22 protein-coding genes are annotated in these 22,133 nt (G+C 59.8%); 13 read left to right on the forward strand and 9 right to left on the reverse strand.

All coding sequences use genetic code 11. The features are described from left to right. Positions 1-7: 7 nt before the first annotated feature. From ABVQ20_RS39040 to ABVQ20_RS39055, 4 genes are read right to left on the reverse strand one after another with little or no spacing between them, the layout of a single operon-like run. The gene (locus ABVQ20_RS39040; protein WP_354465116.1) at positions 8-1,045 is read right to left on the reverse strand and encodes an ABC transporter ATP-binding protein; all 1,038 of its coding nucleotides are present in this window, start codon (positions 1,043-1,045) and stop codon (positions 8-10) included. Between the two features lie 55 nt (positions 1,046-1,100). Beyond that, positions 1,101-2,165, reverse strand: a complete 1,065-nt coding sequence (locus ABVQ20_RS39045) for an ABC transporter substrate-binding protein (RefSeq protein WP_354465117.1) — start codon at positions 2,163-2,165, stop codon at positions 1,101-1,103. A gap of 19 nt (positions 2,166-2,184) precedes the next feature. Beyond that, a complete protein-coding gene (locus ABVQ20_RS39050) occupies positions 2,185-2,961 on the reverse strand; it encodes an ABC transporter permease (RefSeq protein WP_354465118.1) in 777 nt (258 codons plus the stop codon). Positions 2,962-2,966: 5 nt separating this feature from the next. After that, the gene (locus tag ABVQ20_RS39055; RefSeq protein WP_354465119.1) at positions 2,967-3,851 is read right to left on the reverse strand and encodes an ABC transporter permease; all 885 of its coding nucleotides are present in this window, start codon (positions 3,849-3,851) and stop codon (positions 2,967-2,969) included. 78 nt (positions 3,852-3,929) lie between these two features. On the opposite strand from ABVQ20_RS39055, the gene ABVQ20_RS39060 reads away from it, so the two are divergent. After that, entirely contained in the window at positions 3,930-4,802 is an 873-nt protein-coding gene (locus ABVQ20_RS39060; protein ID WP_354465120.1) for a LysR substrate-binding domain-containing protein, read from the forward strand. 47 nt (positions 4,803-4,849) lie between these two features. Next, a complete protein-coding gene (locus tag ABVQ20_RS39065) occupies positions 4,850-5,590 on the forward strand; it encodes an HpcH/HpaI aldolase family protein (protein ID WP_354465121.1) in 741 nt (246 codons plus the stop codon). Positions 5,591-5,948: 358 nt separating this feature from the next. On the opposite strand, the gene ABVQ20_RS39070 is transcribed toward ABVQ20_RS39065, so the two are convergent. Genes ABVQ20_RS39070 through ABVQ20_RS39080 form a run of 3 tightly spaced genes read right to left on the reverse strand, consistent with a single transcriptional unit; the run spans position 5,949 to position 7,364 of the window. After that, entirely contained in the window at positions 5,949-6,665 is a 717-nt protein-coding gene (locus ABVQ20_RS39070; RefSeq protein ID WP_354465122.1) for a threonine aldolase family protein, read from the reverse strand. Next, positions 6,613-6,996, reverse strand: coding sequence for a beta-eliminating lyase-related protein (locus tag ABVQ20_RS39075; protein ID WP_354465123.1), 384 nt, complete (start codon positions 6,994-6,996; stop codon positions 6,613-6,615). The genes ABVQ20_RS39070 and ABVQ20_RS39075 overlap by 53 nt, the downstream gene beginning before the upstream one ends. Next, complete coding sequence (locus ABVQ20_RS39080; protein ID WP_435528513.1) at positions 6,993-7,364, reverse strand: succinylglutamate desuccinylase/aspartoacylase family protein; 372 nt, start codon at positions 7,362-7,364, stop codon at positions 6,993-6,995. Before ABVQ20_RS39080 ends, ABVQ20_RS39075 begins: the two co-directional genes overlap by 4 nt. Before the next feature lie 761 nt (positions 7,365-8,125). Here ABVQ20_RS39080 and ABVQ20_RS39085 point away from each other — a divergent pair. The 10 genes from ABVQ20_RS39085 (at position 8,126) to ABVQ20_RS39130 (ending at position 18,903) form a co-directional block, all read left to right on the forward strand. Then, entirely contained in the window at positions 8,126-9,274 is a 1,149-nt protein-coding gene (locus ABVQ20_RS39085; protein ID WP_354465125.1) for an alanine racemase, read from the forward strand. After that, on the forward strand, positions 9,268-9,717 hold the full coding sequence (locus tag ABVQ20_RS39090) for a RidA family protein (protein ID WP_354465126.1): 450 nt from the start codon (positions 9,268-9,270) through the stop codon (positions 9,715-9,717). The genes ABVQ20_RS39085 and ABVQ20_RS39090 overlap by 7 nt, the downstream gene beginning before the upstream one ends. A 159-nt stretch (positions 9,718-9,876) precedes the next feature. Then, positions 9,877-10,911 carry a substrate-binding domain-containing protein gene (locus ABVQ20_RS39095; protein ID WP_354465127.1) on the forward strand — a complete coding sequence of 345 codons (1,035 nt, stop codon included), beginning with the start codon at positions 9,877-9,879 and terminating at the stop codon, positions 10,909-10,911. Between the two features lie 231 nt (positions 10,912-11,142). Beyond that, positions 11,143-12,729: a sugar ABC transporter ATP-binding protein gene (locus ABVQ20_RS39100; protein WP_435528514.1), complete on the forward strand. Its 1,587-nt coding sequence runs from the start codon at positions 11,143-11,145 to the stop codon at positions 12,727-12,729. Next, on the forward strand, positions 12,726-13,706 hold the full coding sequence (locus ABVQ20_RS39105; RefSeq protein ID WP_354465128.1) for an ABC transporter permease: 981 nt from the start codon (positions 12,726-12,728) through the stop codon (positions 13,704-13,706). The genes ABVQ20_RS39100 and ABVQ20_RS39105 overlap by 4 nt, the downstream gene beginning before the upstream one ends. Further along, the gene (locus tag ABVQ20_RS39110; protein WP_354465129.1) at positions 13,703-14,662 is read left to right on the forward strand and encodes an ABC transporter permease; all 960 of its coding nucleotides are present in this window, start codon (positions 13,703-13,705) and stop codon (positions 14,660-14,662) included. The genes ABVQ20_RS39105 and ABVQ20_RS39110 overlap by 4 nt, the downstream gene beginning before the upstream one ends. A gap of 11 nt (positions 14,663-14,673) precedes the next feature. Beyond that, complete coding sequence (locus ABVQ20_RS39115; protein WP_354465130.1) at positions 14,674-15,429, forward strand: SDR family NAD(P)-dependent oxidoreductase; 756 nt, start codon at positions 14,674-14,676, stop codon at positions 15,427-15,429. 20 nt (positions 15,430-15,449) lie between these two features. Further along, a complete protein-coding gene (locus ABVQ20_RS39120; protein WP_354465131.1) occupies positions 15,450-16,400 on the forward strand; it encodes a polysaccharide deacetylase family protein in 951 nt (316 codons plus the stop codon). A 2-nt stretch (positions 16,401-16,402) separates the two neighbouring features. Next, a complete protein-coding gene (locus ABVQ20_RS39125; protein ID WP_354465132.1) occupies positions 16,403-17,452 on the forward strand; it encodes an asparaginase in 1,050 nt (349 codons plus the stop codon). After that, entirely contained in the window at positions 17,452-18,903 is a 1,452-nt protein-coding gene (locus ABVQ20_RS39130) for an N-acyl-D-amino-acid deacylase family protein (protein WP_354465133.1), read from the forward strand. The genes ABVQ20_RS39125 and ABVQ20_RS39130 overlap by 1 nt, the downstream gene beginning before the upstream one ends. Positions 18,904-18,921: 18 nt before the next feature. Here ABVQ20_RS39130 and ABVQ20_RS39135 read toward each other — a convergent pair whose 3' ends face one another. Continuing rightward, on the reverse strand, positions 18,922-19,851 hold the full coding sequence (locus tag ABVQ20_RS39135) for a LysR family transcriptional regulator (protein ID WP_354465134.1): 930 nt from the start codon (positions 19,849-19,851) through the stop codon (positions 18,922-18,924). Between the two features lie 196 nt (positions 19,852-20,047). On the opposite strand from ABVQ20_RS39135, the gene ABVQ20_RS39140 reads away from it, so the two are divergent. Then, complete coding sequence (locus tag ABVQ20_RS39140; RefSeq protein WP_354465135.1) at positions 20,048-20,830, forward strand: SDR family NAD(P)-dependent oxidoreductase; 783 nt, start codon at positions 20,048-20,050, stop codon at positions 20,828-20,830. A 161-nt stretch (positions 20,831-20,991) separates the two neighbouring features. On the opposite strand, the gene ABVQ20_RS39145 is transcribed toward ABVQ20_RS39140, so the two are convergent. Beyond that, complete coding sequence (locus tag ABVQ20_RS39145; RefSeq protein WP_354465136.1) at positions 20,992-21,252, reverse strand: hypothetical protein; 261 nt, start codon at positions 21,250-21,252, stop codon at positions 20,992-20,994. Positions 21,253-22,133: the final 881 nt, after the last annotated feature.

The following is a 22,133-nucleotide window of genomic DNA, read 5'->3' on the forward strand; positions in this document are numbered from 1 at the left end:
TGATCACTCAATTGGTACGTAGACAGATGACTCTGTCGCGCCGGATCTCGAGATGGACGCGACGGCCAATCTTGAAGGGCTCGTAGCTTTCAGTGCGGACCGTCAATGCCAGGGCTGGTGAGACACTCACGACATATTCGGTGATGCCCCCGAGGAAACGGCACTGTTCAACAGTGCCGGCGAGGTCAGCAGACGCGGACAGGGGCAGCAGGCGGATATCTTCTGGCCGGATGGCGATCGCCTTCACGGTCGACTCGGCGCCGCAGGGCAAGGGAATGGCAATGTCACCTGCGGCGGTGAAGTTTCCAAGCCGCGACACCGCGCCCTTGATTACGTTTGCACCACCAATGAAATTGGCCACGAATGGCGTTTCCGGATTCCGATACAGGCGCGTTGGCGTATCCAACTGTTCGACGACGCCGCCATTCATCACCGCGACGTAGTCGGCCAGAACCAGCGCCTCGCTCTGGTCATGGGTGACAAAAACCGTCGTGATCTTGAGTTCTCGCACGATGCGACTAATTTCGTCGCGCATTTCTTCACGCAACTTCAGATCAAGTGCTGATAGCGGCTCGTCCAGAAGAAGAATGTCCGGCCTGATCGCCAGCGCGCGCGCCAGGGCCACGCGCTGTTGCTGGCCGCCAGAGAGCTGCTTCGTCGACCTATCGGCGAACGAGCCCATGCGAACGATGTCGAGCGCCGACCTGATGCGCTCTTCACGTTCAGCGCGTCCCATCCCGCGCATCCGGAGTCCGAAAGAGACATTGTCAGCGACGTTCATATGCGGAAACAGCGCGTATGACTGGAAGACCATGCCGATATTCCGGTGTCTGGCCGGTGTATGAGTAATGTCCTTTCCGGCGAGCATGATCGTGCCAGCGCTCGGCTGCTCGAAGCCAGCGATCATGCGCAGGGTCGTTGTCTTGCCGCAGCCAGAGGGTCCGAGCAGGCTTAAAACTTCGCCCTGTGACAGTGAGAAACTAACTCCCCTCACAGCATGGGCCTCGCCGAAGGATTTTTCGATACTATTGAGCTGGAGCGTCACTGTTTTTCACCAAAGTAGTGGCGGCTAGGCGGCTTCCCGCCTAGCCGCGCGCGCTTCATTGAACCTGAGCCTTGGCTTTCTGCCAGACCTCAGTTGCCTTGTTTTCATATGCGGCACCGAGGTCGCGTTGGAACTGGACGCGCGCTAGGTTCTCCTCGCTCTTATCGACGCCGAGGGTTTTGCGGAGCGCCGGATCCATCAAGGCGACAGCCTTCGAGTTGGCCGGCGCGTAGCCGAGTTCCTTGCCGAGCTGGGCCTGCGTCTCCGCCGAGATCATGTGATCAATGAAGGCATAGGCTGCTTCCGGGTGCGGCGCGTTCTTAATGAGGCAGGGACCGTCATACCAAGCAATGAAGCCTTCCTCTGGATAAGCAAGTTCGAGGTTCAGGCCCTTGGCTTTCGCCTGACGGAAGCCTCCGTCGTCGGTGTCGGCGATCCAGATTTCGCCGGCGGCGAGCAGTTGTGTCATCTCATCATAGTGCTGGTACACGGTGCGCACCTGAGGCATGTCGGCCCCCAGCGTCTTCTCGACCGTGCCCCACTGTTCGTCGTTCATTGGTCCGTATTTGAGGCCGGCCTGGAAGACACTGCGGTAGGCTTGCTCGTTCGCCTTGTCGATCTTGCCGATGCGGCCCTTGAACTTGCCTGAATAAACATCCTTCCAGGATTTGATTGGCCCGCCCGTCTTGGAGGGATCGTAGGCGATCAGGCCGTTGGCACCCCACGAGTAGGTGACGTGATCATACGTGCCGTCTGCCTTCGGCTTCTGGAATGGCTCATACATGTCCTTGAAGTTGCTGAGCTTCGAGACGTCGATCGGATCGGTCAGCCCTTGCTTCATAGCCACCTCTTCCTGTCCGACGCCGAGAAAGACGATGTCGTAAGTGCCAAGGCCAGTGGCTCGTATCTTATTCATCGCCTCCTTCTCGTCGGCGTAGTAGTCGATGTTGACCTTGACGCCGTATTTCTTTTCAAAGGCAGGTAAGGCGAAGTCGATATAGTTGCCCCAGCTCAATACGTTGATTTCACCGCCGATTTTCTCATCCTCTGCCCAGCTGACGCCGGGCAGCGCGATCGTGATGGCTGCCGCGCTTGCCACGAGTATTTGACGCCTATTCATGCATAACCTCCCACTGATATTAGTTGCGTTTGGACCAAGTTAGACGGAGTGCCACGGCGCTCAAGGCGAGCGTCGCCACGAGGATGAGCGTGGACACGGCATTAATCTCGGGGGTAATTCCCACCTTGACGATCGAATAGATCCGGATGGGCAGCGTCGTCGTGCCAGCTGACGTCAGGAAGAAACTGACGACGAACTCGCCGATCGAAATCGTAAAGGCAAAGAGTGCAGCGCCGATAATTCCCGGCGCGATGCCCGGCAGGGTGACGCACCGCAGCACCGCTAGTTCACCAGCGCCCAGACCCCGCGCAGCCTCTTCCAGCGACCGGTCGAAACGGGCCAGGCTGGAGATAAGGATGAAGGTGCAGTAGGGCAACGCCAGCAGAATGTGGCCGAGCAGGACGGCGACGAACCCTGTCTGGAAGCCCACAGCGCGCGCGAACAGCAGAAGCGAGACACCCATGATGATGCCTGGCGCAAGCATCGGCATGATGGTCAAAAGCAGAAAAACATTCTTGCCGCGAAAATTGTGACGAACGATCGCCAGGGCGGACATAAGGCCAAGAATGGTGGCGACAAGAGTGGAGATCCCCCCGACCTGAAGGCTCGTCCAGAGCGACTGCAGCGTCTTCGTGTCGTCGAACAGTGCTTTGTACCAGTGGATGTCGAGATGCTCGATCGGCAATGTGGTGATCGGACTCTGGTTGAAACTGGTGAGGACGATGAGTGCGATCGGCAGATAGACGATTGCATAGATGATGAGTGAAAATGTTCCGAGAGCCCAACGTGTCAACATGCCACCTACTCGCGACCCAGAACGCTGCGGTTGACGTCGAGAAAGCGACCGACAATCAACAGGCAGGCCAAGATGCTCGCCAAGAGAACCATCGAAAGCGCAGCCCCTAAGGGCCAATCGAAATTCGAGAAGGCCGTCGTGATGAGATTGCCGTACATCATGCCCTTCAGACCGCCGAGCATGTTCGGCACCACATATTCACCCACGGCGGGAATGAACGTGATCACGCAGCCGGCAACGATGCCAGGCGATATCAAGGGTAGCGTTACGTGAAGGAAACGTCGGAACGGCCCTGCTCCGAGATTTTCTGCGGCTTCGAGCAGGGACTCGTCGAGGCGCTCGATCGATGCATAGATCGGCACCAGCATGTAGGGCAGGTAAATATAGACGAGACCAATGACGACCGATGTCTTGGTGAATAGTAGCCTGATTGGTTCGTTGATCACACCTGTCGAGAGCAGAAGCCAGTTCATCAGACCAGCCTCGCCAATCACGAGGTTCCAAGAATAGGTTCGGATCAGCACGCTGACCCAGCCGGGCACGATCAGCGCCAGCACCAGCAGGACGCGCCATCGCGGCGAGACGAAACGAACAAGATAGTAAGAGAGCGGCAGTGCGAGCAACAGTGCACCGACCGTTGTCATCAACGCCATGCCGGCAGATGAAACAAGCGTCCCCAGATACAGCGGATCGTGGACGATCTTTTCATATTGGGTGAGCTGTAGCGACTGCTGGATCAGATAGTTCTCGTCGGTTGCCCAGAAGCCGTAGACCGCCATCAGCGAAATGGGCGCGACAAACAGAACGAGTAGCGTCAGCAATGGCGGAACCAGCAGGCACGCGAGTTGCCCGCGCTCGCCTCGTCGTCGTGCATTTTCTCCAACGTTCACCAGCGCTCTCCGCATCTTGTGTGCAAGGCTATCTGCCGTTATGGTATTTTACAAATTTATTGTTTTTATAAACTCCATATGGAAATGAAATACAAAATGCCGGGCGATCTGGATGTCGACTTGCTCAGGGCTTTTGCCACCGTCTATCAATCGGGCGGCTTCTCACAGGCAGCCGAGGTTCTCGGCCGCAGTCAGCCGGCGATCAGTTTGCAGATCAAGCGGTTGGAGGAGCGGGTCGGCAGCCAGGTGTTCGAGCGAACCTCGACGCGCGGCGTGCCGCTGACACCTGTCGGTCTGACCCTGATGGAATATGCGCGCCAGATCATTGCATTGCACGACGAAGCAATGGCCAGACTGACCTTGCCTAGCCTCAAAGCGTTCGTGCGGCTTGGGATATTGGAAGAACTCGGCAATTACAGACTTCCAGCCGTCCTACACTCCTTTTCCAAAGTGTTTCCTGATGCCAACCTTCAGGTTCAGGTCAAGCTGAGCAACAATTTGATGCTCGAAATGTTGCAGGGCCGCCTCGATCTCATCGTCATCGCCGCCGAGGCAAATGGTTCGAATTCGGTCCCCCTCTGGTCGGAGCAACTGGTCTGGGTAGCGTCAAGCGCTGTTCCGAGTCCCATGCGCCAGCCACTTCCCCTGGTCATCCTCCCGGATCCTTGTTTCTACCGGAAAGCTGCCGTGCGGGCGCTGTCAAGCGTCGGACAGCAATGGGTTGCGGTCTGCAACAGCAGCACAATGGCCGGAATCCGAGCCTCGGTCATCGCGGGCATCGGGATCACGGCAATGGGCAAGACCGAGGTGACCGAAGGCCTGCGGGTCTTGGGGGCCGATTCTGGCCTGCCTCGGTTGTCGGATGCGGAGGTCGTGATCTATTTCCGCGACAAGGGATTCGAAGGTGTTGCGAAGGCCTTGGCTGCCCATGTTCGCAAGAGCGTCGCCTGACAACGGATCTAACTTACTTTCGTGCAAATTGAAGGATTGAGACCTCGATGACGAGTGCGCGTGAATCGGTGAAACCTGCGATCGGCTTCTGGCTTGAAAGCGATAATCAAAAAGCCTGTGAGATTGCCCGCTTGGCCGGGTTCGACCTTGTGCTTTTCGACATGGAACACGGCACATTGGATTTGCGTGCCTTGGATCAATTGCTACCATTTTGCCAGTCAATCGGTTTGCAGGCTTATGTACGGCTCGCGGAAGCGACACGCCCTAATATCCAGAATGCCTTGGATATAGGAGCCGATGCCATCGTCCTGCCGCAGCTTCGTAACATCGCGCATGCCAGGGAAGTAACTGAATACGCCAAGTTCACTCCGCGCGGAACGCGAGGAGTGGGCTACAGCAGGACACAGCGCTATCAAGGTGCGGACGACAATTTTTTTCGGATAGAGAACGAACAGCGTCATTGCTATGCGATGATCGAAACGGCGGAAGCCTTCGCGGATGCCTCGGCAATCGCAGCTCTGCCGTGCGTTGATGGGCTCTTCATGGGGCCGGCGGATCTTTCGATGACCCGAGCACGAGGCGCTTTTACAGCATCGGATGAAGATGTGGCGGACCTGAGTCATATCGCAAACGCAGCCCTGCGCGAGGGAAAAAAGTGGGCACTACCCGCGGCAGATCCGAGGTTGCGCGAAGCAGCACTGGCGCTCTCGCCGACCTTTGTAACGCTTGGAGACGATCTGTCGGCTCTCTCGATCGGCTTTAGTGCCATCAGATCGCGACTTGGATGACACGTGCCATGCGCAAGGAGCAATCTCTACAGGATTACTATGAAAAGTGTTCGTTACAGAGATATGACGGGTTTCCACTCGTAGTCCTCCGCTTAGGAGATGACATTGACCGCCCTTGTGCTGGGGCGGCCAACGAAGATGGGGACACCGTTCCGTCCGAGAATGGGAGCATGAAAAGGCGGGGATGTCACGCCGCTATTTCTCGCCCGGTTCGGCAGGGATGACCGCTCATTGCGCCAGAGCTTGAAGTCGTGGTCAACCGTGACTCCGGGTTCACCACACGCTTCAAGCGCTGATTGGCGAGATTGTAGGCAGGGCCTGGCACGAGCCGACTTTTTGACGGCCCGCATAATCATCATCAATCATCAATGGAGCGCGCACTGATGATCACATCAGCCAGCGTTTCAACATCTTCCGGTTTTGTAGCGCATGACGTAACAAATCTGGCGACCTTACCCTCGATCTCATCTTCTATCAGATAGAATTTGTACCCGAGCTCTCGAAGATGTTCATATGTGCTCATCCCCGCCTTCAGAAAAACCATGTTGGTCTGCACAGGGTAACAAGGTGACACCAGGCCGCTTTCCGAGAGCGTGTTTCCCAACAGGCGCGCCATCGCGTTTGCATGCCGAGCCGTCTCTTGCCAAAGATCATCACCGAAATAGGCCTCGAGCTGAACCGCCAGAAACCACAAGCGGGATGCCAGGTGGCCCGAGCGCTTCATCAGCCGTTTGAAATCAACAGCCATTTCGCGGTCGAAGAACACCACAACCTCGGCACCGATTGCGCCGCCCTTCGTGCCTCCGAGACATAGGACATCGACCCCGGCGCGCCAGGTAAGCTCGGCGGGTGTCGAACCGGACGCGACGACGACATTGGCGAAGCGGGTGCCGTCCATATGCACCGCGGCGCCATTGTCCTTGGCCCAGCCCGCCAGCCGCAGCACCTCGTCTGCGCAGTAATATGTCCCAACTTCTGTCGCCTGACTGAGCGAGAGCGCCGTCGTGCGCAGTTGATGCACATCATCGAGAGGTCCGAAGCCACGGATGCATGTGTCCCGCTTCCAGTTTTCCATCCTTGCCCTCAAGGGCCTTCAGTCGGTTCCCCTGGCTGTGGAATTCCACGGCTCCGCACTCGTCGACATGGATATGCGAGGATCTGTGGCAAAGAATCTGACCGAAACGTCCCGATATCTGCGCGAGAGCAAGCGCGTTCGCCGCCGTTCCCGTCAGGATCGGAAATGCTGCAACGTCGTGCTCGAACATAGCGGCTAGTCTTTGCTCCAAACGCCCAGTGGCTTGGTCGTCAGCGTAGGCGTCCATCCACAGGCCGCCGCTACGGATGGCTGCATCAAGAATTTGCGGGAGCGGCGGAGCCACATTGTCGGATCGAAAATCCCTGTTCATTCCGCGGCCAGGATTTCATCACGCGAAACATCGGCAAGCAGATGACCAAGGCAGTCGCCCCTGCGAACCCTTCCGATTGCCCTGCCGCAAATCCAGGTTCCGGACGCGGGGAACAGGACTTTCGTGCCGGGTTGTGCGGGGGTTTCAGGGTTGAGAACTGTGCCCGCAAGGTCGCCCTTTGCGACCTCATCGCCCAAGGCCGCGGCCGGCTCAAAGATTCCGTCGCGATCGGCATAGAAATAGTGCTGTTGGCTGGCGCGCATCAGCCGGCTTTCGCTCTCCTCCTTCCATTCGTTGGCCAGCGGAAGAATTTTCAGGTGTGACATCAGCCGGTATACCGCGCGCTCTGCCACCCGGGTGGCCTGCATGGAAACTCTGCCACCGCCACCAAACCGTCTCGCCAGCCTCGTAGCTCTCCGCAACGATCCGCGCCTTCTCCTCTGGAGGCCATTCGCGGCGCCGACCTGAGCCCGCGAACACCTCGAACTGGCGCACCGGCTCCAAGTCGTTCGACTTAAGCGTAAGCTCTGAAATCGTCATATGTCGAAGCCCTCAAAGCTCCGAACATCGTCCTTCACGCCGACCTCGAAAGGCGCCCTCGGAACATCGCTCGCCATCATGACGACCAACGCGCAGACATCTGTGTGTCGACGTAGGGCTCCGCTTTGGTCGGTCGGCAAGCGGGAGGAAATCAAGTGACGAACTTCATCCGAGCAGATATTTTATACGCACGGCTAAGTCGCTCGAGATGACCGCATGGTTGCGCCGTCTGCGCCTTATCCCTAGCTCGGAACGAGGCATATTGGAGCAGGCGTCCTGACCAAGCAATTCGACATGCTGGGCGCATAACTATTCTAATCCGGGCGATGACTTCCTTCTGCAGAAAGGGCGCGACACTCGCCGCTCTCCGCGTACCCTGTTCGGGCGCAAGTTCAGCAAAGCCGGAAGCGGGACAGAATTAAGGTCAGCCTTAACGCAGAACGCATCGATTATGAATCGACGATAGCGGACATCCTATTCTAAATTGGGATGGCAGCAATCACACTGACAGATCGAGGCGAGTTTAGTTTCTTACACAAGCGACTATGGCATCATCTCAAAGTAACAATACACAAGGATGGGCGTATTCATGTCCAATAATACGACAATCGATCTTGTGAAGACTCCTTCTCTCATTCTTGATGAAGAAAGGATGTCGAATAATATATCAGGTCTACTGAGCAGGATCGAAGCTCAAAGCGTCACGTTTCGTCCACACATGAAGACGGCGAAATGCGTCGAGGTTGCGCGGCGAGTCATGACGAGCCCCAGAGGCCCGATCACTGTGTCGACGCTCAAGGAGGCCGAACAATTTGCTGACGCCGGCGTGCGTGACATCCTCTATGCTGTCGGAATTGCGCCCAACAAGCTCGATGCGGTCTTGGCCCTCCGGGCAAAGGGGGTCGATCTTTCGATCCTCGTCGATAGCATTGCGCAGGCCGAGGCCGTCGCGGCAAAGGCTCGGCTCGAGGGCGATCCGATTCCGGTCCTGATCGAGATCGACGCGGATGGTTATCGGGGTGGCGTGCCCGCGGATGAGACCGAGACAGTACTCGCAGTAGGGCGCGCATTGCATGAGGGCGGCGCAGAACTACGCGGTATTCTCACCTATTCCGGCGCCACATATGAGTGTCGTGAGGTGGACGAAATTAGGGCCGTTGCCGAGCGGGAGCGGCGAGCCGCTACACGGAGCGCAGAGCTCCTGCGCAATGCCGGCCTGCCCTGCCCAATCGTCAGTGTCGGCTCGACGCCAACAGCCCTTTTTTCTCGCGACTTCACGGGGGTGACGGAGGTGCGCGCCGGCGTTTTCGCCTTCTTCGACCTGGTTATGGCCGGCCTCGGCGTCTGCTCGGTCGATGACATCGCGTTGAGCGTGCTTGCAACTGTCATTGGTCATCAGCATGACGGCCGGCGGATTCTGGTAGATGCCGGGTGGATGGCGATGTCGCGCGATCTCGGCACTGCAGGTCAGCGCGTCAGCCAGGGCTATGGCGTCGTCTGCGACCTCGACGGTGAGATCATCCCCGATCTCATCATGAGCGGAGCGAGCCAGGAGCATGGAATCCTTTCGCTGCGACCGGACAGCCGCAGGGCGTTGCCTGACCTTCCTATTGGCACGCTGGTTCGGATCCTGCCAAATCACGCATGCGCCACAGCGGCGCAGCATCATCGTTACAATGTCGTATCAAAAGGCTCCCGCGAGGTTACCGCCGTGTGGGATCGCTTCTCGGGATGGTGAATATGAGCACTCCACTCAGCGTCCAGACGGCGGATGCGCCGACGCCGACCGGTCATTATTGCCAGGCCGCGGCACATGGAGACCTCGTATTCGTCTCTGGCCAGTTGCCGGTGCGTCCCGACGGCGGCGAAAGCGACAGAAGCTTCGAAGCTCAGGTGCGGCAGGCCCTAAGCAATCTTTTCACAATTCTGCGCGCCGCGGGGAGCAGTCCTGAGCAGGTGCTCAAAGTGACCGTTTTCTTGGTCGGCATCGAGAGATGGCCGATCTTCAACCAGCTGTTCGGCGAGATATTCGGCGCGGTCCGTCCGGCGCGTTCGGTCGTGCCGGTGCCTCATCTCCACGACGGCTACCTCATCGAGATCGAAGCCATCGCCATCCGGACTGCCGAACGTGAGAATACCACCCCATCGAAGGCGAGCATGGGAGGTCAAGACAGCCCCTGACTTTGCCCGAATGAAGCCGAAGCATATCGGCAGCGACCACAGAAGAAATTAACATCCAGAGAGGTTGAAATGAGAAAGCACCATCATCTTGTCACCGCCGCTCTTGCATCGATCCTGGCCCTCGGGGCGGGTGTCGCAAGCGCTGCCGACGGCTATAAAGTGGTTTCCGGGCCGGGCTATTTGCCCGACTGCTTCACGCCCTTCCCCAAATCGGCATTCTTTCAATGGGCCAAGAAGCCGGGACCCTACCGTATCGCGCTTGTAAACGGCTTTGTCGGCAACACATGGCGCATCCAGATGATCAAGAACGCGAAGGGATACGCGAGCGAACCCGGCGTTAAGGACCAGATCAAGGAATTTGCTGCCATCAGCACGGGAACGGACGTCGCCGCCCAAGTCGCCGCAGTCGACAACTACATCAACCAGGGGTTCGATGCGATCCTGACCGACGCTGTGAGCCCCGCCGGCATTGCGCCCGTTATCCGGCGCGCGAATGCAGCCGGCGTCGTCATGATCAATTTCGACAACAGGGCGGATTCCAACAAGATCCTCCAGGTCAATGTTGACACCTTCGAAATGGGTCGCATCCAGGGCCGTTGGATGGTCGATAATGTGAAACCGGGCGGCAGGATCCTGGAAGTGCGGGGTTTGCAAGGCACGGGTGCAGATCGCGATCGCAGCAAGGGCTTCCACGAGATCGTCGATGGTAGCGGGAAGAACTACGAGGTTATTCAAGTCGTCGGAAATTGGGACTCAGGTACCTCGCACAAGGTGACTGCTGACGCCATCGCGGTCTATGGCCATTTTGACGGCATCGCGAACCAGGGCGGCTCGGACGGGACGTTGCAAGCCCTGCTGGACGCTCATCATGCGATGATTCCGATCGCTGGCGAGGGTGAGAACGGCTTCAATCAGATGTGCGCGGAGCACGAGGCCGAGGGGTTGAAATGTCTCGCCGTTGCAGCCCCGCCCGCCATCTCGTCAGTGGCGATCAAGGCCGCGTTGTCGGCGCTGCAAGGCGAGGTGATGCCACAGGATATCGCGTTGCCTCTGCCGGTCACGAAGGCACCGAACTTCAAGCAGGGCATAAGCTTCTTCCCCGAACTTGGCAGCGGCTTTTTCCCCGACAACACGTTTCCAGCCTGCAGTGTCGACCAGAGCACCGAGGAGATCATGAAGCAGGTCGTCGAATGACCAGTTCGGTCCGTGGGCGGGCTTTGCCTCGGCAATGCCCGCCGCAATGGGGAGAAGGCGGATACGAAATGCCATGGCGCACCTCGCACCGCATGAGCGGGGGCGCCTGCACTTTCGCCTTGTTCACAAGCCTTGCGCAGGGGCATGCCGCGGACACATCATTGTCCGGTCATTCGGGTCCCTTGGCGCACATCCTTGGTGCAGCCATCGTGTTCGGAGCTAGCCACGCCCATGTCCATGACGCCCATCGATACTAATGCGAGACGAACACGCGAGCTGAGTCAGGCGCCATTCCTGCAACTCTCGGGTATCTCGAAGCGCTATGGCGGCGTAACGGCGCTGAACACCGTGAACTTCGCGTGTCAGCGTGGGGCTGTGCATGCGGTGCTTGGCGAAAATGGCGCTGGTAAGTCGACCCTTATCAAGATCATCTCCGGTGTCGTTCGCCCCGATGACGGCGCCATACTCCTCGACGGGCAAGCGGTCAGCTTTGCGACTCCGGCCGATGCCATGAAAAACGGCATCGTGGGCATCTTTCAGGAATTGTCCCTGATCCCCGACCTCTCGGTCGAAGCGAACATCTGTTTGACGTCGCCGCCGGGACGCTTGGGTTTCGTCAACTTTGCGGCGCAGCGGCGTTTCGCGAAGAACCTCCTGGATCGCGTGGGTTGCGGTGACATCCACCCCGGCGAACTGGTCCGGAACTTGTCGCTATCGCGCAAACAGATGGTCGAGATCGCCAAGGCGCTCGGCCGCAGGGCGCGCCTAGTCATCCTGGATGAGGCAACGTCCGCGCTGACGGGCGAAGATGTTAAGAAGGTCTACAGCCTCATCGAACGCCTTCGCAACGAAGGCGTGGCGATACTTTACATCTCCCATCGCATGCATGAGATCGCTCATCTGGCCGATGAGTGCTCCGTCTTTCGCAATGGGCAGAACGTCGCGACTTTCGCCAATGGCGAGCACACCGACGGCGAGATCGTGCGCATGATGATCGGCCGCGATTTCAAGCATGTCTTTCCAGAAAAACCTGCACGCACAAAGGCGCCCCGGCCGGCCCTTGAGATAGAACATCTTAGCTGGGCCGATCGCATCAAAGATGTTTCGCTCTCTGTGGATGCCGGCGAAATCGTTGGCCTTGGCGGTCTGGACGGCCAAGGCCAGCGGGAACTGTTCCTTGCACTTTTCGGCGTCCTACGCGGCGTCACCGGTACCGTGCGCGTCAATGGCGCCTCCGTCACCATCTCCAGCCCCCGCAAGGCGAAATCCAAGGCGGTGGGCATCGCACTTGTCCCCGAGGATCGGAAAACAGAGGGCCTCATCCTGCCGATGACGGTACGGGACAACATGTCGCTCGCTTCGATCGGGCGCTATGTGCGGCGCCTTATGATCGATCGCGCTTCGGAGAACGCCGAAATTGGCCGGCAGGTCGAGCGCATGGCGATCAAGGCTGCAAACCCCGATGTCGTGGTGGGGACCCTCTCCGGCGGCAACCAGCAGAAGGTCCTGATCGGCAAATGGCTGATGACCGGCGCGCGGATCCTCCTTCTCAACGATCCGACGCGCGGCATCGATGTCGGCACCAAGCAGGAAATCTATGCCTTGATGCGAAAGCTCGCGGACGAAGGTACTGCGATCCTGTTCTATTCGACGGACTATGACGAGTTGATCGGCTGCTGCGACCGGGTTGCGATTTTCTACGATGGTGCGGTGCGACGGGAGCTTGATGGCGACGACATCGTCGAGCACAACATCGTTGCCGCCTCGCTGGCACTCGATGCGGCCGCCCATTCGGATGAAGGAAGGGCGGCTCAATGACCAACGTCCGCATCTGGCTCGCCCAAAATTATGCGCCTATCCTCGCCGGCCTCGTCTTTGCCGCAATGTTCGCGACCTACATCACCAAAGGTTCCGCAGGCTGGCAGGTGGCCGTACTTGACACCGCTGCCAACAAGGCCGTGGCGCTGGCCCTCATCAGCATGGCGCAGACGCTGGTGATCATCACGCGCGGCGTCGATCTTTCGGCGGGCATGATCTTCATCATGACGAATTGCATCGCGTCGGCGTTGGTCACCGGCACGCCTGGCGAGGTCGCGCTCGGCATCTGCGGCGTGCTCCTGGCGGGCGCTCTGGCCGGTCTGTGCAATGGCCTCCTGGTGGTTTTCGGCAGGCTTCCCTCGATCATCGTTACGTTGGCGACCGGCTCGATCTATTCCGGCATTGCTTTGGCGATACGGCCGACACCTGGCGGCAGCATCAACGAGGACCTCGCCGACTTCCTGACTTCGCATCTTTTTGGGGCGATCCCGACCTCCCTCGTGCTGTTGCTTGCCGTTGTCCTGCTGGTCTGGGTGCCGTTCCGCATGTCCGTCGTCGGCCGCCACTGCTACGCTGCCGGATCGGCCGAATCCGCGGCCTACATGTCCGGCGTTTCCGTCAGCCGAGCGAAGCTCGTTGCCTACACGCTTTCCGGCCTGCTCTCCGGAATAGCCGGGCTCTTCGTGACCTTCGTAACATATTCGGGTGATGCCGGGGCCACCATCGGCGGTGCATACACGCTGAACTCGATCGCGGCCGTGGTCATCGGCGGGACCTCTCTTTACGGTGGGGCCGGCGGCGCCTTCGGCTCCATCTTCGGCGCGTTCACGCTCCGCACCATCGACGATCTGCTGCTTGCCTTCGGGCTGCCTCCGCTGTGGCAGCCCTTGTTTCAGGGGATCGTCCTGCTCGGCGCCGTCAGTCTCGGTGCGGTGCGCATCTTCCGCCTTCGCAACCGTATGGAGGTATTCCAATGATGCCGTTTCGCGCACTCGGCCGATACATCGATCGCCCTTCGTTGATCGCCGTCGGGGTCATTGTGCTGCTGCTGCTGGTGGGCAGCTTCTATTCCAGCAATTTTATTTCGCCGACCTACCTCCTCCAGCAGCTTCAGATCGGCGCCTTCCTCGGCATCATCGCCATAGGCGTCCTCATGGTCGTGCTTCTCGGACATGTCGATCTGTCCATTCCCTGGGTGGTGACCATGGGAGGAATGATGGCAACCGCGGCGGGCAATCTCGGGCCGGGAGGCACCGCCCTGGCCATTCCTTTCGCCCTCCTCTGCGGGCTGATCGTCGGCACGGTCAACGGGCTAGGCGTGGCGGTTCTTCGCATTCCGTCGATGATCTTCACGCTTGGCGTCAATGCTGTCGTGCAGGGCCTGATGGTGCTCTACACGGGCGGTTATGCGCCACAGGATCGCGCGACCGGCCTCATGCAATGGCTCGCCGGGGGGCGCATTCTCGGCGTGCCCAATGCCACCCTGGTCTGGATTCTTCTCGCTATCCTTGCGGGTTTCATCCTTCGCCTGACGCCGCTCGGCCGTTATATCTTCGCCATAGGGAACCGCGAGCGCGCAGCCTATCTTTCGGGTGTCGATACCCGCCTGGTCCTGATCTTTTCCTTTGCCGCAGCGGGAATGTGCAGCGCTCTCGCCGGGGTGATGCTGGCTGGCTATTCCAGGATGGCCTATCAGGCCATGGGCGATCCCTACCTCCTGCCGGCCATCGCTGGCGTCGTGATCGGAGGCGCCAATGTCCTCGGAGGACGTGGGACCGTGCTCGGGACTGTTATCGGCAGTCTCCTCATCACCATCCTTCTGAGCATGCTTTCGGTCATGCAGGTGCCCGACTCCGCCCGTCAAATCGCTTATGGCGTCATCATCATCGTCATGATGCTGATTTCCGGGCGTGAAATGCGGACCAGCGCCTGATGGAGCAACCCATGACCACACAGGGCCTTCTTGGCCGCAACGCCATTGTTACCGGGGGTAGTCGTGGTATCGGCGCGGCGATCGCCCTCGCCTTCGCTCGGGCGGGCGCCAACGTCGCGGTCTGCCACGATGACGATGACGACGGCGGTAGCCGGATTGTCGAGGAGATATGCAGCCTGGGCCGCGTCGGCGCGACCCAACGCTGTGACGTCGCGGATGCCGCAGCGCTGACCGCCTTCATCGCAGCCTCCGAGGCGAGGCTCGGGCCTACAGACATTCTCGTCAACAATGCCGGCGTGAGCGGCGAGACGCCCTTCGAGGCCATTCGGCCGGACAGCCTCGATCGGATGCTGGACGTGCATGTGAAGGCTTCCTTCCGCGCCGCCCAACAGGTCTACCCTGGAATGCGCGAACGCCGCTGGGGGCGGATCATCAACATCACATCCCAACTTGCCTACAAGGGCGCGCCGGGTCTTACACATTATTGCGCCGCCAAGGCCGCTCTGATCGGCTTCACGCGGGCGCTCGCCCATGAGGCCGCGCCACACAACGTACTCGTCAACGCAATCGCGCCCGGTCCCGTCGACACGCGGCTGAACGATACGCTTAGCGACGAGTACAGGGCCTGGAAACGTGCTCAGCTTCCCCTTGGCCGCTTCGGCAAGCCCGACGAGATCGCGCCGACGGCGGTCCTGTTGGCTTCGAGCGATGGAGACTACTACGTGGGCCAGACTTTGTCGCCAAATGGCGGGGACGTGATGTTTTGACCGATACGAGTGGTACTTCGATGAGTGAAAAATCCGATTCCCGTCCGCGCGATTTCCTTGGCTACGGCAGGGTGAAGCCGAAGGTGGACTGGCCTGGCAATGCTGGACTGGCGATCTCCTTCGTCGTCAATCTCGAAGAGGGCGCGGAGAACGCCCACGAGGATGGGCAACCGACGAACGACAAGCTCGGCGAGTTCGTCTCTGCGTTGCCCGACGGCATGCGCGACCTCGCCATGGAGCAACTCCATGAATACGGCCTGAGAGCCGGCGTTTGGCGCATTCTGGATCTTTTCGACCGCTATTCCCGCACCTCCACCTTCTACATGTGTGGTCGCGCGGTCGAGCGCTCCCCGCAAATTGCCCGCGAGATCGTCGAGCGGGGCCATGAACCAGCATGTCATGGCTATCGTTGGGTCTGCCATGCCCTGTTCAAGGACTACGAGACCGAGAAGGCGGAACTGCAGAAGGCGAATGAGGTGATAGAGCGCGTGACGGGCGAACGGCCGCTCGGCTTCTACAGTATGTGGGCGCCGAGCCTGAACACGCGTCGTATCCTGCAGGAACTCGGCTTCGTTTACGATTCGAACGCGTACAACGACGACCTGCCCTACTACGACACCAGTCTGCCCGGTGGCCCGATGCTGATCGTCCCCTACGCGCTCGACAGCAACGACTTCAAGTTCATCGCGGGCGATCCGTGGGGCTCCCCTCAGGCCTATTTCGACTACCTGCGCTGTGCGGTCGAGTTCCTGCTCGACGAGGGCAAGCGAGGCGAACCGAAGATGCTCAATATCGGCCTGCACTTACGCATTGTTGGTCGACCGGCCAGGCTCTGGGCGCTCGAGAAGTTCATGCAGTATCTTCAGGATCTTGGCGATCGCGTCTGGGTGGCGCGTCGGATCGACATCGCACGCCATTGGTTGGCGACCCAGCCGCCCCGCGCCGGCGTGGCTGACATCCCGAGGACATAGACGTGGTCGCACAACAGAGTTCAAGCAAGAGAATCGCCGTGGTCTCTCTCGGCGGCACCATCACCATGACCGCGCAAGCCGAGGGTGGCGTCGTCCCCTCGCTGACGAGCAAGGACCTCCTCGCCAGTCTCCAGCCAGCTGTTTCGGGCCTCGAGATCGAGCCGATCACGCTCAGAAAGGTGGCGGGCGCGCAATTGAGGCCCCAAGATCTCGTTGAACTTGCGCATCATATCGACGGGCTCGCCGCGATGGACTATGCAGGCGTCGTCGTTACGCAAGGCACCGACACGATCGAAGAGACAGCCTTCGTGCTCGACATCATCGCAACCCGGACAATGCCGATCGTCGTGACGGGAGCGATGCGTCACGCCGATGCGCCTGGCGCCGATGGCCCGGCCAACCTGCGCGATGCCATCGCCGTGGCGGCGAGCGGTGACGCCACAAGGGCCGGCGTCACCGTCGCGCTCGATGGGCAGATCCACGCCGCCCGTTTCGTTCACAAGGCCGGCACATTGAGTGTCGGCGCCTTCCGATCGACTCCGACAGGACCAATCGGCTGGGTGAGTGAAGGCATCGCAACATTCGCTCTTTGTCCAGTCGCGGGGCTCGCTCGCATTCCTGTCGCACAGCTCGGTCCTTTGCCGAACGTCGCGGCCCTGAAAGCTTCTATGGGCGAAGAGGGCGATCTCGCGGAGGCGGCGGTCGAGCGTGGGTGCGCTGGCCTCGTCATCGAAGGCATGGGCGCCGGCCACGTGCCGCCGGCTTTCGCCGATCGTCTCGAAAAGATCGCGACAAAAATCCCGGTCGTGCTCTCGACGCGCGTCACTGGCGGCGAGGTTTTGAGGAGAACCTACGGCTTCGTCGGCTCCGAGATCGACCTGTTGCGCCGCGGCATCATTCTCGGCGGCTGGCTGCAGACGGCAAAGGCGCGGCTTTTGCTCACGCTGCTACTCGCCGCAGACCATGACCGGACCCGCATCGCGACCTGTTTTCAGGCCTATGGCGGCCTCGCCAATTTAATTGCGCATCAAGCCCATGAAGGAGACCAATAATGATTGAGAACAATGGTTCCTTCGATATCTTGTTCCACCGCGCGCTCATTATCGACGGCACAGGAACTGCGGGAAGGATCGGCGATGTCGCCTTTGCCGGCGACCGCATAGCCGCGGTGGGCGATCTCGCGGGCGCCCGTGCGCGGCAGGACATCGACGCCGACGGTCTTGTGCTGGCGCCGGGCTTCATCGATGTCCATACGCATGATGACGCGCTGGCTATAGGCGGCTCGGCCATGGAGCCGAAAGTGACCCAAGGCGTCACCACCGTAGTCACCGGCAATTGCGGCATCAGCCTTGCCCCCCTCGTGCTCCACCGCTCGCCACCCGCGCCTCTTGACCTGCTCGGAGGACAGGAAAGCTATCGCTACGCGCGCTTTGCCGACTATCTGGCCGAACTCGACGCCCGTCCGCCCGCCGTCAATGTCGCGCCGATGGTCGGCCACACCACCTTGCGCGTCGCCACCATGGACACGCTCGACCGCCCCGCTAGGCCAGCGGAAATCAAGGCGATGAGCAGGCTCCTCGAAGAGTCACTGGAGGCCGGTGCCATAGGGTTCAGCACGGGCCTCTACTACCCGCTCGCTCGGGCCGCTCCGACGGAAGAGGTGATCGAACTGCTCGCTGTGGTCTCGCGACTGCGTGCCGTCTACACGACGCACATGCGGGACGAAGAGGAGGGGGTTGAGGAATCGCTCCGCGAATCCTTCGACGCCGCTATGCGGGCGAACGTGCCGCTCATAATTTCGCATCACAAATGCATGGGCATAGAAAATCACGGGCGCAGCGTTTCGACCCTCAAGCTGATCGACCAGGCGCGGGCTACGCAGACGGTCGGTCTTGACGCCTACCCCTACGTCGCCGGCTCAACCGTGCTGATGGGTGCGATGGTCAAGAAATCGTCGCGCGTCCTGATTACTTGGTCCAAGCCTCATCCCGAGATCCGGGGAGAGGATCTGTCTGACATTGCGCGAAAGTGGGATTGCAGCATCGAAGACGCGATAGAGCGCCTGGTGCCGGCAGGAGCGATCTATTTCCACATGAGCGAAGAGGATGTCCGCCGCATTCTTGGCCACCCGGCCACCATGATCGGCTCGGACGGACTGCCGCATGACCAGCATCCTCACCCGCGGCTGTGGGGTACGTTTCCACGCGTTCTTGGGCACTATGCCCGCGATCTGCAGCTGTTCTCGCTCGAAGAAGCTGTCCGCAAGATGACCGGCCTGCCCGCAACGACCTTCAAGCTAAGGGATCGCGGCCTTATCGCCCCGGGAGGCTATGCGGATGTGGTCCTGTTCGACGCGACCACGATCGCCGATACCGCGACGTTCGATGTGCCGATACAGCAGGCAGCCGGCATCAAAGCCGTATTCGTGAACGGCAGGGCCGCTGTGCTCGACGGCAAGGTGGAGCCCGGGCGATCCGGCCGGGTCTTGCGGCGCGTGGCATGAGGTGCGTACGAAACCTGCTTAGCGGTGCTGCACGCCCGCATCGAAGCTTCGCCACGGAGTGGGGCTGAGCGCGTCCGACAAGTAGCGCAGAAAGAGTGCCGTACGGGCTGTACGGCCCTCGCGCGCTCCCAGCAGAACGACGATGTCGGCCGAAGCAAGATGATAGTCATTCAGCACCTGCACTAGCCGCCCTTCCCGAAGGTCCTCGGCCACGTCCCATTCGGACCGCATGATGATGCCGAGACCCGCTATCGCCCAGCGGCGGACCACCTCGCCGTCATTGCTGGAGAGCTGCGGATTGATGCGGATCGCATGCGTATCGCCCGCAGCCTCGGTAAAGCGCCACAGGGTGACGTCCTCGTCGTTCTCGCGCAGGGCGGCACAATCATGGCCTTTCAAATCCTCGGGCTGCCTCGGCTCCCCGCGCGCCGCCAGGTAAGACGGCGAGGCGCAAATCACCCTTTCGTTGGGCGCAAGCCGATGGACGATCAGCGAGGAATCCTTGAGCTCGCCCACATGCACAAGGAGGTCCCAGCGGTCGTCACCGAGCCGGACCGGGCTTTCCGACAACGTGAGACTGATGGTCACTTGCGGGTTCTCGGTTCGAAAAGCCGCGACTGCCGGGGCCACAAAGCGACGACCGAACCCAAAGGGAGCGACGATCCGGAGATGCCCGACGACGTCCCCCTTTCGCGCCGCCAGGTCCGCGCCGAGTTTCAAGATCTCTTCGACGATCCGGCCTCCCCTTGAAGCGAGGAATTGCCCTTCATCCGTCAACCGAAGGTGCCGGGTCGAGCGATCCACGAGGCGCAATCCAAGCTTGGCTTCGAGCAGGCGAAGACGCTGCGTTACCGCAGGAGGCGTTACGCCAAGTTCACGCGCAGCGCCCGCCAGAGATGAGCTTACTGACAAGGTGGCGAAAAAACGCAGGTCATCGATCGACAGCATGCAATCACCCAATTTTCTGGATTAACTCGAACATTAATGCAGAACACAAACATCATTAATAGACCCAGACACCAAACTGCCTCACAAATTCTGCGAGGGTGCTGCTTGGCCGGCCGGTTGATGCTGAACGGCAGATCAACGACAAAGCCACACCGTAACCGTAAGCACAGCAATCGACGGGGTCGATAGAAGCAACATGCAAGGCTTGACCGGAAAAGTAGCTTTTGTGACTGGCGGAGCCGCCGGTGTTGGATATGCCGTTGTCGATCGTCTGCTCTCCGAAGGAGCACGAGTGGCGATCGTCGACAAGGACGAAGCTGCACTGCTTCGCGCTGCCGCGGCCTTCAAGAATTGCCTCACATTTGCCGTTGACGTCATGGATGAGGCGCAGGTCCAGGCTGCGGTCGCCGGCACGATCGCAAAGCTGGGCTCCGTTGACATCCTGGTCAACAATGTTGGCAGGACCCGATACGAAACATTCAATGATCTCGACGTCGAACGGTGGCGAGCAGAACTTGACCTCAATCTCACCGCCTCCTACATCGTTGCGCGCACGATCCTGCCCGGTATGGTCGAAAGAGGGTCCGGCGCGATCGTCAATGTCGCCTCTGTCAACGCCCTTTTCAACGTCGGCAATCCGGCTTACAGCGCGGCCAAGGCAGGATTGCTGCAATTCACACGCCAATTGGCGGTGGACTATGGTCCACACGGCATTCGTTCGAATGCGGTTCTGCCTGCCACGATCCGGACGGCAGGCACCTGGGATTGGCGCATCAAGGAGCAACCCGAAGTTCTCGACACACTGCGGAAGTGGTATCCGCTCGGCCGGATAGCGGAGCCGGAGGAAATCGCGTCGGCCATCATCTTCCTGGCAAGTAGCGAGGCATCCTTCGTCAACGGGGCAAGTCTTGTCGTTGACGGTGGCCTGACGGCGGGAAATGCCCAGATGTCGCGCGAGATCAGTGGAGGCAAAGCTTGATACGCGCCGCGCACTACGGCGTGATCGCGCTACTTTTTCACTCGCTCAACGAGGCTGCTTGTAGTTGTGTCTTTTATCGAGAGCGTCGGTGGCCTGAAGAAGGTAGGCGGCGTGAAGTACATGAATCGCATCGCCACGATGATCACCGATGGCAGGGCCGATCACGCCGTGTACTGGGCCTGAAAGTAAACATCACCGATCATCCGACCACGACTTCCCTGTTCGTCGCGAGCGTAGAAAAATGTCATTGGACGGCGAAGTCCGACGGCGAATGTGTTCGCCGCTGCTCCCACATCCACCCGCGTCACAACTGGTTTGTCGCGATCGCAAATTCCGACCGGCTGGCTGCGGACATCCTTGCCACTACTTCGAAGGCCCTTGAGGCTGCTAAAAAGCCGGGGCGTGACGTACGCCGCAGCCATCGAACTCACCTATTCGGAGTCAGGCTGCAGGCGAGCGCCCGTTGGATCCTCCCTCCAACGGGCGCAGTTTTGTTGGGGTGAACAACGTTGTCAGTTGCAAAGTTTCGTGTGGTTAGAACCACTGGCGCGACGGTCAACGCTGACCGGGGTTGCGCCGCTCGGGGCGAGCGCGCTTCAGCTTGGCGGAAGTGAGTTGGTCAGGCGCGGCTGTTGAAGCACCAGTTTTCCATGACAGGTGATCGAACAATGCTCAAGATACGCAGTGAACTGCAGGAGTTTGTCGAACGTTCGGATACCCACAAATCGCGTCAACGCCTGGCCAGCAGCTTTGCGGGAGACAGCTATGCCGCGTAGCTCGCTCAGACCGTCCGAACGGAAAAATATCGAATACATCCGATCGACATTGCGCGAACTGCTGCCGATTGCCAGGGGCTCAAATCAAAGATTAATCAACTATTTCCTAGAGATGGCTTATCTTGAGGTTAGCGACTCGCTTCGAGACGATCACGCACTTCAGAAGGAAATCGGGGCCAAAGCAGGCTGAGGGAGTGGCCATGGACAGCAGAGAACACCAGGGCGGCTCTTTCAGCCATGCGGGGAGAGGCATTGTCGAGGACGGCAAGGCTCGTGGGAGTGGATTTATAGCTACCATGCCATCGGCAGCGTCGGCGATACGGTGCAAGTCCTTCAGCGAACATCGCGATCTGCCAGCGGCCAAGTTCTTTTTCAGGAAGCGCTGCAACGCGATGACCACCCCATCGATGGCGGGTTGTCGATCCTTGATTACACTTCTCTGACCCTGCTCAAGACGCGTGGCCCCGCGTTGTTCTCCGGGACGTTGGTGGACACGTCCACTAAGTAGGCGGGACAGCTTGCGACGA

The organism is Mesorhizobium shangrilense (genome assembly GCF_040537815.1).
Lineage (GTDB): Bacteria > Pseudomonadota > Alphaproteobacteria > Rhizobiales > Rhizobiaceae > Mesorhizobium > Mesorhizobium shangrilense.

Coding starts and splice junctions, on each gene's coding strand:
- ABVQ20_RS39140 (WP_354465135.1), top strand. CDS start 20,048: ATGCAAGGCTTGACCGGAAAAGTAGCTTTTGTGACTGGCGGAGCCGCC.
- ABVQ20_RS39115 (WP_354465130.1), top strand. CDS start 14,674: ATGACCACACAGGGCCTTCTTGGCCGCAACGCCATTGTTACCGGGGGT.
- ABVQ20_RS39105 (WP_354465128.1), top strand. CDS start 12,726: ATGACCAACGTCCGCATCTGGCTCGCCCAAAATTATGCGCCTATCCTC.
- ABVQ20_RS39075 (WP_354465123.1), bottom strand. CDS start 6,996: ATGAACAGGGATTTTCGATCCGACAATGTGGCTCCGCCGCTCCCGCAA.
- ABVQ20_RS39110 (WP_354465129.1), top strand. CDS start 13,703: ATGATGCCGTTTCGCGCACTCGGCCGATACATCGATCGCCCTTCGTTG.
- ABVQ20_RS39080 (WP_435528513.1), bottom strand. CDS start 7,364: ATGCAGGCCACCCGGGTGGCAGAGCGCGCGGTATACCGGCTGATGTCA.
- ABVQ20_RS39130 (WP_354465133.1), top strand. CDS start 17,452: ATGATTGAGAACAATGGTTCCTTCGATATCTTGTTCCACCGCGCGCTC.
- ABVQ20_RS39085 (WP_354465125.1), top strand. CDS start 8,126: ATGTCCAATAATACGACAATCGATCTTGTGAAGACTCCTTCTCTCATT.
- ABVQ20_RS39120 (WP_354465131.1), top strand. CDS start 15,450: ATGAGTGAAAAATCCGATTCCCGTCCGCGCGATTTCCTTGGCTACGGC.
- ABVQ20_RS39070 (WP_354465122.1), bottom strand. CDS start 6,665: ATGGAAAACTGGAAGCGGGACACATGCATCCGTGGCTTCGGACCTCTC.
- ABVQ20_RS39100 (WP_435528514.1), top strand. CDS start 11,143: ATGTCCATGACGCCCATCGATACTAATGCGAGACGAACACGCGAGCTG.
- ABVQ20_RS39050 (WP_354465118.1), bottom strand. CDS start 2,961: ATGTTGACACGTTGGGCTCTCGGAACATTTTCACTCATCATCTATGCA.
- ABVQ20_RS39135 (WP_354465134.1), bottom strand. CDS start 19,851: ATGCTGTCGATCGATGACCTGCGTTTTTTCGCCACCTTGTCAGTAAGC.
- ABVQ20_RS39065 (WP_354465121.1), top strand. CDS start 4,850: ATGACGAGTGCGCGTGAATCGGTGAAACCTGCGATCGGCTTCTGGCTT.
- ABVQ20_RS39060 (WP_354465120.1), top strand. CDS start 3,930: ATGGAAATGAAATACAAAATGCCGGGCGATCTGGATGTCGACTTGCTC.
- ABVQ20_RS39045 (WP_354465117.1), bottom strand. CDS start 2,165: ATGAATAGGCGTCAAATACTCGTGGCAAGCGCGGCAGCCATCACGATC.
- ABVQ20_RS39090 (WP_354465126.1), top strand. CDS start 9,268: ATGGTGAATATGAGCACTCCACTCAGCGTCCAGACGGCGGATGCGCCG.
- ABVQ20_RS39145 (WP_354465136.1), bottom strand. CDS start 21,252: ATGGCTGCGGCGTACGTCACGCCCCGGCTTTTTAGCAGCCTCAAGGGC.